The organism is Roseomonas sp. HF4 (assembly GCF_005222755.1).
Lineage (GTDB): Bacteria > Pseudomonadota > Alphaproteobacteria > Acetobacterales > Acetobacteraceae > Neoroseomonas.
In genome coordinates this window covers 58875-71006 of sequence record NZ_STGD01000007.1, presented here as the reverse complement: position 1 = coordinate 71006, position 12132 = coordinate 58875, and the positions used below count along the sequence as shown (strand labels likewise).

Genomic DNA, 12132 nt, shown 5'->3' with positions numbered 1-12132 from the left:
CCCGGCATGGAGCCACGCCCCCTGACCGAGGCCGACCTGCCGCGCGCGGCCGCGCTCTCCGCCCTGATCGGCTGGAACCAGCTCGCGCGCGACTGGTCGCTGTTCCTGCGGGAAGGCGAGGGCCGCGCGCTGGACGAGGGCGGCGAGGCGCTGGCCGCGACCGCGGCCGTGATCCGCTACGGGCCGGACCTCGCCTGGATCTCAATGGTGCTGGTGCGGCCGGACATGCGCCGCCGCGGCCACGCCACGGCGCTGATGCGCTGGGCGGTCGCGACGCTGGCCGGCACGCGCTGCGCCGCGCTCGATGCGACGCCGGCGGGGCGGGAGGTGTACCGGCAACTCGGATTCCTCGACCTCTGGGGCTTCGCGCGCTGGTCGCTGCCTGGCGCCCTGCCGCCGGGCGAGGGCGTGCGGCCGATGCGCGACGAGGACTGGCCGGCGGTGCTCGCGCTGGATGCCGCCGCCTTCGGCGCGCCGCGCGCGGCGCTGCTGCGCGACTTCGCCGCGCGGCAGCCGCGGGCCGCCTTCGTGACGCGGGACGGCACCGGCTTCGTCCTGGCGCGGGACGGCGTGCGCGGCCCGCAGATCGGTCCCGTGGTGGCGCGGGACGACGCGGATGCCTGCGCGCTGGTCGCCGCCGCAAGTGCGGCGCTGGCGGGCGCGCCGGTGCTTGACCTGCGCGACGCGCGGCCCGGCGTGGCGGCGTGGCTCGCGCGCCACGGCGCGGCGCTGCAGCGACCCTTCACGCGCATGGCGCTCGGCGCCGAAACGCCGGGGGATGCGGCGCTGATCGCCGCGGTGGCCGGCCCCGAATTCGGCTGACCCGGCCTGCGCTTGACGCGGGCGGAAGGACAGCCGCACCATGCCGGTAACCAGCGGGTTACCGCACACGGGACGTCGCGGATCACGCGGCGCGCGCAGCAAAGGGAAGGGTCAAGACATGCTTCGCAGGCATCTCCTCGCCGCCACGGCCGCCGGGATGGCGGCTCCCGCGACGCTCCGCGCGCAGGGCGCCTGGCGGCCCGACCGTCCCGTGACGATCATCGTGCCCTGGGCCGCGGGCGGGTCGACCGACCAGATGGCGCGCATCGTGGCGGCCGAGATCGAGGGGCCGCTCGGCCAGCGTGTCGTGGTGGTGAACCAGCCCGGCGCCTCGGGCTCGATCGGTACGCGCAACGCGCTGGAGGCGCCGAAGGATGGCCTCACCTGGGCCGCCGGCGCGGCGGTCGATGTCGGCTGCTACAAGGTGCTCGGCCTGCTCGACACCGCGCTGGCCGACTGGAACCTCTTCTTCGCGGTGGCCAACGTAAACGTGCTGGTGGCCAACCCGCAGGCCGGCTTCCGCGACTTCGGCGCGGCGCTGGAGGCGCTGAAGTCGCGCGGGCAAGGCATCGGCGTCGCGACCGCCGGCGTCTCCTCGGCCGGCCACAACATGATGGAGGCGCTGCGCGCGGCGACGCAGTTGCAGTACCGCCACGCGACCTATGACGGCGGCAACCCGGCGATGATCGCGACCGTGTCGGGGGAAACGCCGCTCGGCGCAGTGCTGCTGGTGGAAGCGGCCGAGATGATCCGCGCGCGCCGCCTGATCCCGCTCGCGGTGCAGAACGAGACGCCGGTCACGTTGGCCGCGCAGGGCAGCACGCCGGCCATCGAGGTGCCGTCCGTGCGGCGCTGGCTGCCGGACATCCCGGCGCCGGCCAACTACTTCGGCATCTGGTCGCCCAAGGGCGTGCCGGACAACGTGGTGCAGACCATGCAGGGCATCTGGCGCAACACCATCGCCAATTCGCAGCGCCTCAAGGACTACGCGAACAGCCGCGCCGCGCTGTTCGCGCCCATCTTCGGCCAGGCCGCGCACGACGAGGCGTGGAAGATGGTCCGCCAGACCGCCTGGCTCTATTTCGACGGCGGGAAGGCGCGCGTCTCCCCCGATACGCTCGGGATCGCCCGACTTTGAGCGAGGCGGAGGCGCCTTCTCCCTTCTCGGGCGAGAAGGCGCCGGCCTCCCCGCGCGCGGACCTCGTGACCGCCGCGGTGCTGTTCGTGCTGGGTGTCGCCATCGTGGCGCACGCCTTCCAGATGCCGCGTTTCGTCGCGCAGTCGGGCACGGGGCTGACCGCGCCCGGCATCGTGCCCGGTTTCCATGGCAGCATGATCGCGCTGCTGTCCGTGCTGCTCGGGGTGCGCGCGCTGCGCCGCGGCGGCCTCGCCGCGCGCGGGCCGGTGGCGCAGGGCGGCGGGGACGGGCGGCGGCTCGCGCTCGCGGCCGTGCTCGGCGTGACCTATGCGGGCGTGCTGGTCGGACGGGCGCCCTTCTGGCTGGCCTCCGCTCTGTTCGTCTTCGCCTTCACCACGGCCTTCGAGTGGAACGAGGACCCGTCGCGGCGCGCCCGGCGCGTGGCCGAGGCGGCGGCGATCGGCCTCGGCACCGGGCTCGCCGTGATGCTCGTGTTCGAGAAGCTGTTCCTGCTGCGCCTGCCGTGACCGACGCGCTCGGCATGCTCGCGGGCGGCTTCGCCCATGTCTTCGCCGGCGGCGCCGCCTTCCACGCGCTCTGGGCCGTGCTGATCGGCATCGTCATCGGCGCCCTGCCGGGCCTGACCGCGACCATGGGCGTGGCGCTGCTGACCACGCTGACCTTCGGCATGGGGCCGAACGTCGCGATGATGGTCCTGGTCTGCGTCTATGTGGGCGCGATCTACGGCGGGTCGCGCAGCGCCATCCTGCTGAACATCCCGGGCACGCCGGCCAGCGCGGCCAGCACGCTCGACGGCTATCCGCTCGCAAGGCAGGGGCTGGCGGGGCGGGCGATGGGCATCTCGACGACGGGATCCTGGCTCGGGACGCTGTTCGGCACGCTGATCCTCGCGCTGTTCGCGCCGAGTTTCGGGGAATTCGCGCTGCAGTTCGGCTCCTACGAGATGTTCTGGGTGGCGATGTTCGGCATCATCATCGCCGGCTCGCTGTCCGGCGGCGACCCGCTGAAGGGCTACATCGCCGGCTTCCTCGGCCTGTTCGTCGCGACCATCGGTCAGGAGGCGAACCACGCCTACCCGCGCTTCGCCTTCGGCAATGGCGACCTCGCCGGCGGGCTCGGCCTGCTGCCCGTGCTGGTTGGCGTGTTCGGCGTGGCGGAGGTGCTGTCCTCCATGCGTGGACCGGCCGTGAAGGCGGTGTCGTCCACCATCGACAGCGTCATCCCGCGCCTGTCCGACATCGCGAAGTACTGGCGCACCATCTTCCGGTCCGGCGCCCTCGGCACCTTAATCGGCGCCATGCCCGGCCTGGGCGAGGACATCGCCGCCTGGACCTCCTACGCCGCCGCCAAACGCGCGAGCGCCGAGCGCGAGCAGTTCGGGAAAGGCAGCGTCGAGGGCCTGATGGCCGCCGAGACGGGCGAGAGCGCCTGCGTGCCCGGCGCCATCATCCCCGTCCTCACGCTGGCGGTGCCGGGCTCGGCGCCGGCCGCGGTGCTGATGGCGGCGATGATGATCCACGGCCTCAATCCCGGGCCGATGCTCGCGATCACGTCGCCGGAGTTCATCTACCAGATCGTCGCCATGCTGATCGTGGCGGACATGGTGAAGCTGTTCTACGGCCTGGTGCTGGTGAAGCCGCTGCTCTGGATCCTGCTGATCCCGCGCGAACGCCTGATGCCGGTGGTGTTCGTGCTGTGCACCGTCGGCGCCTTCGCCATCACGTCACGGCTGTTCGACATCTGGGTGATGCTGGGGGCGGGGCTGGTCGGCTTCGTGCTGCGCGAACTGCGCTTCCCGATGGCGCCGCTCGTGCTCGGCATCGTGCTCGGCGACCTGCTCGACAAGAACCTGCTGCGCGGGCTGGTGCTTTCGGGCGGCGACCTGACGCCGTTCTTCACGCGGCCGATCAGCATGGCGCTCTGCGCACTCACGCTCGCCGCGGCGCTGTGGTCGATCCCCGGGATCGGGCGCCTGTTCGGGCGCCGTCAGGCGGCGATGCCGAAATAGGCGGCGGCCAGCCGCGCCTGGCCCTCGAACATGTCGCGGCCGGTCGCGACGGTGCAGCCGGCAGCGCGCGCGGCGGCGACGAGCGGCGTGACCTCGGGGTTGGGGATCACGTCGGCCACAGCGACGCGCGGGGCCAGCAGCGACGCATCGAACACCATGCCGTCCCCGGGCGCGAGGCCCGTCGGCGTCGCGTTCACCAGCAGGTCGGGCACGCCCGCCATCGCAACGCCGGGGAAGGCGGCGACGACCTCCGCCGCCAGCGCCGCCGCACGGCCCGGCGCCGCATCCTCCAGCGCCAGGGCAGCGACGCCCGCCCGCGCCAGGGCAAACGCGATCGCCCGTCCCGCCCCGCCGCAGCCGACCTGCCGCACGCGCCGCCCCTCCGGCGCGATGCCCTGCGCGCGCAGCCCGGCGACGAAGCCCTCGCCGTCGAACATGTCTCCTTCCCAGCTTCCGTCCGGCAGGCGGCGCACCGTGTTCGCCGCGCCGACCAGCCGCGCGGCCGGCCCCAGGGCATCGAGCAGCGGCAGAACCGCCTGCTTGTGCGGCATGGTCAGCACCAGGCCATCGAGGTTGCCGATCGCCGTGAGCCCCGCCCAGGCGCGCGGGAGGTCCGCCGCGCTCACCTGGAAGGGCAGGAACACCGCATCGCGCCCCGCGCGCGCGAACAGCGCATTCCACCAGGCGGGGCTGCGCACGACCGCCACGGGGTCGCCCAGGATGCCGAACAGGCGCGTCGCGCCGGTGATGGTCACGGCGCCTCCGCCCGCCCGGTCGCGCTGCTGCGGAGCCAGGCCTCGATCAGCCGCTGCACCAGCAGGCCGGTCGCGATGTCGTTGGCAGGCGCACGATGCTCCGCGACCGCGTCGATCATCTCGGCGATCATGGCGCGATGCGGCCCGTGGTCGAAGGCCATGGGGTCGGCGCCGCCGCCGCCGGCGCTGCCGTGGTCGATCACCTCCGGCGCGCGGCCCGCGACGTGCAGGTCCAGACGCTCGGCGACCAGCACAGCCGAGCCCTGCGTGCCGGCGATCTCGATCCGTTCCGGAAAGCCCGGGCGCGCGACCGTGGTCGCGTCCACCGCGCCGATCGCCCCGTTCGCGAAACGCAGCGCGGCGGCGGCGACGTCCTCGGTGTCGACCGCGCGCAGGCCCGAATTGCAGGCCATGCCCATCACGCTCTCGACCGGCCCGGCCAGGTGCAGCAGCAGGTCGAGCGTGTGGATCGCCTGGGTCAGCAGCACGCCGCCGCCGTCGCGCGCCTTCGTCCCGCGCCCGGGCGTCGCGAAATAGGCGTCGTCGCGCCACCAGCGGATGGACGCGGAGGCGGACAGGACGCGACCGAGCGCGCCATCCTCGAGCACCGCCTTCAGCCGCCGGGCCGCCGGGCGGAACCGGTGCTGGAACACCACGCCGGCCCGTCGCCCGGCGCGGGTGACGGCGTCGGCCAGCGCCGCCGCGCGCGCCGCGTCCCATTCGACCGGCTTTTCCACCAGCAGGTGCTTGCCCGCCGCCAACGCCTGTTCCGCCAGGGGCAGGTGCGTGCGCGGCGGCGTCAGGATCACGACGAGGTCGAGGGCCGGTGCGGCCAGCAGCGCGTCCAGGCTGTCGAAGGCGGGCCAGTGCCAGGCGGCGGCGAAGGCCGCGCGGCGGTCCGCGGAGGGCGCGAAGCCGCCCACCACCCGCGCTCGCCCGGCCGCCTCGAGGTCGCGCAGCGCCAGCGCATGCGGCTTCACCGCGAGGCCCAGCCCGACGATGCCGACCCCGATCATGCCGCGCTGACCCCGATCCGCGCCAGGCGATGCGCGGCCGCGGCGTTCACGGCGCCGTCGGGCATCTCGCCCCGCGCCAGCGCCGCCACCTGGCGGACCGTGTCCATCGCCTGGTGCTCCATGGCTTCGGGCGTCATGCCCGCGACATGCGGCGTCGCGATCACGTCGGCGCGGCGCGCGAGGAAGGCCGAGGGCCGCTGGTCCGCCGCGCGCCCGACATCGAGCGCGGCGCCGGCAAGGTGCCCGCTGTCGAGCGCCGCCTCCAGCGCGCGTTCATCCACCAGTTCCCCGCGCGAGAGGTTGATGAAGCGCGACCCCGGCCGCATCCGCGCGAAGGCCGCGGCGCCGAACAGGTCGCGCGTCGCGGCATCGGAGATTGCGAGGCAGACGACGATGTCGGCCGCGGCCAGCGCTTCCTCGAACGGCGCCTGCGCGATGCGCGGGTCGTCGACCGCCGCGAAGGGATCGCTCACGACCACGCGCATGCCGAGCGCCAGCGCCACCTCCGCCAGCCGCCGCCCGATCCGCCCGTAGCCGATGATGGCGAGCGTCGCGGCGCTGAGTTGCAGGCCCATGCGCCCGGCGGGCTCCTCGCCGCGCCGATAGGCCTGCACATGCCCGGAGACGTCACGCGCCAGGTCCACCATGAAGCCCAGCGCCAGTTCCGTGACGCTGTCGACGAAGCCGGGCGTGGCGCGCGTGATGAGCACGCCCGCCGCGCTCGCCGCCGGCACGTCGATGGTGCTGATATCGACCGCGACGCGCAGGAAGGCGACGAGGTCGGGCGCGGCGGCGAAGGTCGCGGCCGTGCCGGGCGTCGCGCGGTCGGCCACGATCGCCTGGCAGCCGCGCGCGGCCTCGGCGAGCGCTGCGCCGGAGAGCACGGTGTCGCCAGGGTTGCGGATCACCTCGGCATGGCGCGCAAGCGCCGCGAGCGCGCGGGCGCCGTAGTACCCCCCGAACATCTCCGGCGTATGCGCCAGGAACACGCGCAGCATGGTCGCTTCCTTCCCTCGTTGCGGGCAGCCTATCCTGTCCGACCGGGAAGGGAACACGGGCCATGCGCTTCGGGCTCGCCATCGGCGACAGCGTCCGCTTCGCGCGCACCGTCACGGACATGGACATCGCGCTCTGCGCCGCCATCACGGGGGATTTCGACCCGCTGCACATGGATGCCGACTACGCGGGCGGTACGGCCTTCGGCGCGCGCATCGCGCATGGCGCGCTGGTGCTCGGGCTCTGTTCCACCTGCGCCTCGATGATCGCGCAGCGGTCGATCGCTGCGGGGGCCGAGGGCACGCCGGCCTCCCTCGGCTACGACCGGGTGCGCTTCCTGAAGCCCGCCTTCGTGGGCGACACGCTGGCGGCCCTCTATACGGTCGAGGCGCTGGATCCCGCGGCGCGCCGCAGCGACAGCCGGATCGCGGTCACGAACCAGCGCGGCGAGACCGTGCTGGCCGGGCGGCATGTCATGAAGTGGGTCCTGCCCTGACTCAGGGCCTCGGCGCCCCCTGCATCTGCCATTCGCGCACCGCCTCGACCGGCCAGAGCAGCATCAGCACGTTCAGCACCAGGTTGTCGCGGATCATCCAGCCGGCCAGGCCCTCCATGCCGATCACGATGAGCACAGACACCGCGACCGGCAGCCGTGCCGCGAGGAAGAAGCCCACCAGCATCGCGACGCCGTCGCCGAAGGAATTCACGATGCTGTCGCCGAAGTAGTCGAGCGAGGCCGTCACCTCCCGGTAGCGGTCGATGATGAGGGACGTGTTCTCCACCACTTCCCACGCGCCTTCGACGAGCAGCGCGGCCACCGCGCGCCAGGCGACGCTCCAGCCCGGGCGCAGCCAGCGCATCGCCGCGTAGAAGATGAAGCCGTGCGCCAGGTGCGACAGCGTGTACCAGTCCGTCAGGTGCTGCGAATTGCCCGACGACCAGACATCCCCGTGCCAGAGCGAGACATAGCCGCAGGCGCAGATCACCAGCCGCCCGATCGCGAACTGGATCGTCGCGACGCCCGCGAGGATCCCCGCCATCGCAGCCCAGGGCAGCCACCTCGCGCTCATGCCCGCCACCGTGCCAGCAGCATCATCCCGCCCCCCGCCAGAAGCCCCCAGAACGCCCCACCGATGCCAAGGAACGCGACGCCCGAGGCGGTGACGACGAAGCAGACCAGCGCCGCTTCCCGCCCCTGCGGGGCATGCACCGCGCCCAGCATCGCGCCCCCGAAGGGACCGAGCAACGCCAACCCCGCCACCGCCTGGATCAGCACCGGCGGCGCCGCCGCGACGAACACGGTCACCGCCCCCGCCAGCAGCCCGAACACGACATAGACGGCCCCCGCCACCACCGCCGCGACCCAGCGTCGCGCGGGATCGGGGCCCGCACCCTCCCCCGCGCAGAGCGCCGCGGTGATGGCGGCGAGGTTCACCGCATGGGATCCGAAGGGCGCCGCCGCGATGCTGAACGCCCCCGTCGTCGCGAACAGCGGCCCCGCCGCCGGCCGGAAGCCATTGGCCGAGAGCACCGCGAGCCCCGGGATGTTCTGCGACGCCATGGTCACGATGAACAGCGGCAGCGCGATGCCGGTCATCGCCGCCACCGAGAAGCCCGGCATCACGAAGACCGGCGCCGGCATCCAGCCGCCCCCCGGGAGCGGCGCCGAGGCGGCGATCACCCCCACCGCGACCGCCACCGCCGCCGGCACCGCGAGCAGCCGGTTCACGCGCGCCACCACCGCCCAGGCGCCGACGATCGCCAGCCCCGCGACCGGCTGCTCCGCCACCGCGCGCACGGGCGCGAGGCACAGCGTGAACAGGATGCCCGCCAGCATCGCATTCGCCAGCGACGCCGGGATGGCCGCGACGGCACGGCCGAGCGGCTTCCACAGCCCCGCCAGCGTCAGCAGCACGCCGCAGGCGATGAAGGCGCCGACGGCCTCCGCGAAGCCGCCCGCCGGCGCCGCGGTGGCCGCCAGCAGCGCGGCGCCGGGCGTCGACCAGGCCACGCTCACGGGCAGGCGCAGCCTGACCGACAGCGCGATCCCCGCCAGCCCCATCGCCACCGAGACCGCCATCAGCCCCGAAGCCGCCTGCGCCGGCGAAGCGCCCACCGCCACAAGCCCCTGCAGCACCACCGCGAATGATGAGGCGAAGCCCACGAAACCCGCGAGCAGGCCCGCCGAGACGGCCTGCATCAGCGCTTACCCTTCGGCAGCCGGTCGAGCACCGCGGCCATCTGCGCGGCCGCCGCCGGCGTCACGTGCCGGATTTCGCGCGCGAGGCGGTTCGCGAGGTCCGTCACCTCCGGCGCCAGCCCCGCCGTATCCAGCACGACGCGCGGATGCGACTGTCGCGCGAGCCGCGCGAGGTCCTCGGCATCGTCCCAGATCAGCCCGAAATACTCGTTCACCTGGTGCACCAATCCGGCCGAGGGCCGCCCGCGCCGCCCGTGCTCGAGTGCCGAGAGATAGGCGGCCGAGACCTGCAGCGCGGCAGCCAGACCCTTCAGCGTCACGCCGCGCTGGGCGCGGAGCTCGCGCAGGCGGGCGCCGAAAGGGGTCATGGAGACAAGGTCGGGGGAGGGTGAACCTCCCCCGAACCCCCTCCCTTCTTTGAAACCTGGGGACCGACCTTCGGGACCGGCGCCAAGGTGGCAAAAGAAGGAGGGGGGGCGGGGGAGTTCTCTCCCCCGCATATTCTGGTCGCCCTCATCGCCGCCTGCGCAGCAACAGATGCACCGCCCCCGTATTCGCGCTGTGCGGATGCGCCGCCCCCAGCAGGATCCGCCGCAGGTCCGGCGCATTCAGCCAATGCGGCAATTCCCGCCGCAGCACGCCGCCTTCCTCCGAGGACCCTCGCCCCGTGATCACCGCCACGCAGCGCAGCCCGTCGGCATAGGCATCGGCCAGGAAGCCGCGCACGGCCGTATGCGCGTCCTGCGCGCGCCGGCCATGCAGGTCGAGCGTGCGCTCCGGTCGGATGCGCCCGCGCCGGAGGTCGCGCCAGCGCCGGTCGTCGAGCCCGGACGGCGGCGCGTTCACCGCGATGTCGGGCGGCGCCCAGGCGCGCGCGGGGGGCGGCGGCGCCACAAGGATGGGCGCGGTCACGACGGGCAGCGGCGGCGGGGCCACCTCGGGCGGCAACTCGCGCCCGGGCAGCGGCACCACTTCTGCCGCATAGGCCCGCCACAGCGCGCGGTCGGCCTCGCTGAGGCCGCGCGGGCGGCGGCGGATCATGGGGCGGGCAGCGCGGCGGGGTCGTCGTCGATCAGGATGACGTGCAGGCGCCGCGGCCCGTGCGCGCCGAGTTCCAGCGTCTGCTCGATGTCGGCCGAGCGCGACGGGCCGGTCACAAGCATCACGTTGCGCGGCATGAAGCCCCCCGTGCGGCCGTCGCGCAGCAGGTCCCAGGCTTCCTCGTAGGCGCCGACGATGCGCGACGCGCGCAGCACGACGATCTCGGTCTCGGCCAGGATGTTGAGCGTGGTCGGCCGCTCGGGGCCGGAGGGCAGCATCAGCGTGCCGGTCTCGGCGATGGCGGCGTAGCCGTGCTGCACGGCGACGAGGTCGTCGGGCTGCGCGCGGCGCGCCTCGAACTCCAGCATCGGCGCCGAGGCCCAGGGCAGCGCCGCGAGGTCGGGATGCGGCGCGAGCACGAAGCGCGGCGCGAGGTTCTGCTGCGCCAGGTAGGCGGCGATGGCGGTGGGCACCGCATCGGCATCCGCCACGCGCGCAACCGTGCCGAACTCCTTCCCGACATTTGCGACGAACAGCGCGACCTGCTCCGGCCGCGGCAGGCGGGACCGCGCCGGGATCAGGTGGCGCGGATGGCTCGCGAGCCGCCCGTCGATCATGGCGCGCTGGTCGGCCGGCAGCGGGCCGCGCTTCAGGCCGCGGCGGATGGCGCCGAGGATGGCGTCCTTGCTCATGCCCCTACCGCCCCCGCTGCTGCTTCGCGTAGCGGGACATGAAGGTGCCGCCCTCGGGCACCGGCAGGTCGCGCCCTTCGGTCCAGCCGCCGGCCAGCGGCAGCGACCGCAGGGCGCCCCGGCCGCGGGCGATGAGCCGCAGCGCGCCGACCGCGGCCCGCGTCGCGGCGCGGTACATCCCCGGCCGCTTCGCGAACCACGCCCAGAGCGCGAGGTTGCTCCGCACGGCCGAGGGCGTCAGGTGGCGTTCGAACTCCCGTTCGCGCCAATGGCGCATCAGCTTCGGCAGCGGGATCTTCACGGGACAGACGCTCTCGCACTTGCCGCAGAAGGTGGACGCATTGGGCAGGTGCGCCGCCTTGTCCACGCCGACCAGGGAGGGCGTCAGCACCGAGCCCATCGGCCCCGGATAGACCCAGCCATAGGCATGCCCCCCGGTCGCGCCGTAGACCGGGCAGTGGTTCATGCAGGCGGCGCAGCGGATGCAGCGCAGCATGTCCTGGAACTCGGAGCCGATCATGTTCGACCGGCCGTTGTCGATCAGGACGACGTGGTATTCCTCCGGTCCGTCGAGGTCGGCCGGCCGGCGCGCGCCAGTGCTGAAGGTCGTGTAGACCGAGAAATCCTGCCCCGTGGCGGACCGCGCCAGCAGCCGCAGCAGCGATGTCGCATCCTCGAGCGTCGGCACCACCTTCTCGATGGAGGCCAGCGCGATGTGCACGCGGGGCAGCGTCTGCGTCAGGTCGCCATTGCCCTCGTTCGTGACGATGACGCTGCTGCCGGTCTCGGCGATCAGGAAGTTGGCGCCGGTGATGCCGACGTCGGCGGCGAGGAAGCGCTCGCGCAGCTTGGTGCGCGCCTCGGTCAGGATGTCGCGGCGCTCGGCGAAGACGCGGTTCGGGTCGAGGTCGGTGTGCATCCGCCGGAAATCGGCCTCCCAATCCTCCCGGTTCAGGTGGAAGGCAGGGGCGATGATGTGCGACGGGTGCTCGCGCCTGAGTTGGATGATGTATTCGCCGAGGTCGGTCTCGACAGGGGTGATGCCATGCGCCTCGAGGTGGTCGTTGACCGCGATCTCCTCGGAGATCATGGACTTGCCCTTGGTCACGGTGCGCGCGCCGGCGCGCTGGCAGATCCCGAGCACCGCGGCGCGCGCCTCCTCGGCCGTCGAGCACCAGTGGACGGTGCCGCCGGCGCGCTCGACATTGGCGGCATAGGTCTCGAGGTAGGCGTCGAGGTTGGCCAGGGTGTGATTCTTGATGTCGCGGCCGATGTCGCGCAGCGCCTCGAATTCCGGCAGGCGGGCCACGGCTTCCGCGCGGCGCTGCAGGAAAGCGCCCTTGGCCTTGCCGAGCGCCTTCTGAAGCCCCGCATCGGCCAGCGCGCGCGCGGCATTCTGCTTGAAGGCGGGTGACGTGATCTGGACCAAGGCTGCAACCCCGA

Annotated in this window: 14 protein-coding genes; 5 read left to right on the top strand and 9 right to left on the bottom strand. The window is 73.5% G+C overall.

Going from position 1 to position 12132, the window contains the following annotated elements:
* The first annotated feature begins 6 nt into the window (after positions 1-6).
* From E8M80_RS12440 to E8M80_RS12425, 4 genes are all read left to right on the top strand, one after another.
* On the top strand, positions 7-822 hold the full coding sequence (locus tag E8M80_RS12440; RefSeq protein ID WP_137126019.1) for a GNAT family N-acetyltransferase: 816 nt from the start codon (positions 7-9) through the stop codon (positions 820-822).
* A 118-nt stretch (positions 823-940) separates the two neighbouring features.
* Positions 941-1960 (top strand): tripartite tricarboxylate transporter substrate binding protein, encoded by a 1020-nt coding sequence (locus tag E8M80_RS12435; RefSeq protein ID WP_137126018.1) that lies wholly within the window; start codon positions 941-943, stop codon positions 1958-1960.
* On the top strand, positions 1957-2487 hold the full coding sequence (locus E8M80_RS12430) for a tripartite tricarboxylate transporter TctB family protein (RefSeq protein ID WP_170979369.1): 531 nt from the start codon (positions 1957-1959) through the stop codon (positions 2485-2487). The genes E8M80_RS12435 and E8M80_RS12430 overlap by 4 nt, the downstream gene beginning before the upstream one ends.
* Positions 2484-3989: a tripartite tricarboxylate transporter permease gene (locus E8M80_RS12425; RefSeq protein WP_240790009.1), complete on the top strand. Its 1506-nt coding sequence runs from the start codon at positions 2484-2486 to the stop codon at positions 3987-3989. The genes E8M80_RS12430 and E8M80_RS12425 overlap by 4 nt, the downstream gene beginning before the upstream one ends.
* Here E8M80_RS12425 and E8M80_RS12420 read toward each other — a convergent pair.
* The 3 genes from E8M80_RS12420 to E8M80_RS12410 are packed head-to-tail and all read right to left on the bottom strand — an operon-like array spanning position 3968 to position 6758.
* A complete protein-coding gene (locus E8M80_RS12420; protein ID WP_137126016.1) occupies positions 3968-4744 on the bottom strand; it encodes a shikimate dehydrogenase in 777 nt (258 codons plus the stop codon). The genes E8M80_RS12425 and E8M80_RS12420 overlap by 22 nt on opposite strands.
* On the bottom strand, positions 4741-5760 hold the full coding sequence (locus E8M80_RS12415) for a Gfo/Idh/MocA family protein (RefSeq protein WP_137126015.1): 1020 nt from the start codon (positions 5758-5760) through the stop codon (positions 4741-4743). Before E8M80_RS12415 ends, E8M80_RS12420 begins: the two co-directional genes overlap by 4 nt.
* Entirely contained in the window at positions 5757-6758 is a 1002-nt protein-coding gene (locus E8M80_RS12410; protein WP_137126014.1) for a D-isomer specific 2-hydroxyacid dehydrogenase family protein, read from the bottom strand. The genes E8M80_RS12415 and E8M80_RS12410 overlap by 4 nt, the downstream gene beginning before the upstream one ends.
* Before the next feature lie 62 nt (positions 6759-6820).
* Between E8M80_RS12410 and E8M80_RS12405 the strand changes: the two genes are divergently transcribed.
* Positions 6821-7252, top strand: a complete 432-nt coding sequence (locus E8M80_RS12405) for a MaoC/PaaZ C-terminal domain-containing protein (RefSeq protein WP_137126013.1) — start codon at positions 6821-6823, stop codon at positions 7250-7252.
* A 1-nt stretch (position 7253) separates the two neighbouring features.
* Here E8M80_RS12405 and E8M80_RS12400 read toward each other — a convergent pair whose 3' ends face one another.
* From E8M80_RS12400 to E8M80_RS12375, 6 genes are all read right to left on the bottom strand, one after another.
* On the bottom strand, positions 7254-7826 hold the full coding sequence (locus E8M80_RS12400) for a DUF2585 family protein (RefSeq protein WP_137126012.1): 573 nt from the start codon (positions 7824-7826) through the stop codon (positions 7254-7256).
* Positions 7823-8956 carry a benzoate/H(+) symporter BenE family transporter gene (locus tag E8M80_RS12395; protein ID WP_137126011.1) on the bottom strand — a complete coding sequence of 378 codons (1134 nt, stop codon included), beginning with the start codon at positions 8954-8956 and terminating at the stop codon, positions 7823-7825. The genes E8M80_RS12400 and E8M80_RS12395 overlap by 4 nt, the downstream gene beginning before the upstream one ends.
* The gene (locus tag E8M80_RS12390; protein ID WP_137126010.1) at positions 8956-9324 is read right to left on the bottom strand and encodes a helix-turn-helix domain-containing protein; all 369 of its coding nucleotides are present in this window, start codon (positions 9322-9324) and stop codon (positions 8956-8958) included. The genes E8M80_RS12395 and E8M80_RS12390 overlap by 1 nt, the downstream gene beginning before the upstream one ends.
* A gap of 145 nt (positions 9325-9469) precedes the next feature.
* A complete protein-coding gene (locus E8M80_RS12385) occupies positions 9470-9997 on the bottom strand; it encodes a Smr/MutS family protein (protein WP_170979368.1) in 528 nt (175 codons plus the stop codon).
* On the bottom strand, positions 9994-10689 hold the full coding sequence (locus E8M80_RS12380; protein ID WP_137126009.1) for an LUD domain-containing protein: 696 nt from the start codon (positions 10687-10689) through the stop codon (positions 9994-9996). The genes E8M80_RS12385 and E8M80_RS12380 overlap by 4 nt, the downstream gene beginning before the upstream one ends.
* A 4-nt stretch (positions 10690-10693) precedes the next feature.
* Entirely contained in the window at positions 10694-12118 is a 1425-nt protein-coding gene (locus E8M80_RS12375; protein WP_240790008.1) for a LutB/LldF family L-lactate oxidation iron-sulfur protein, read from the bottom strand.
* Positions 12119-12132 lie beyond the last annotated feature (14 nt).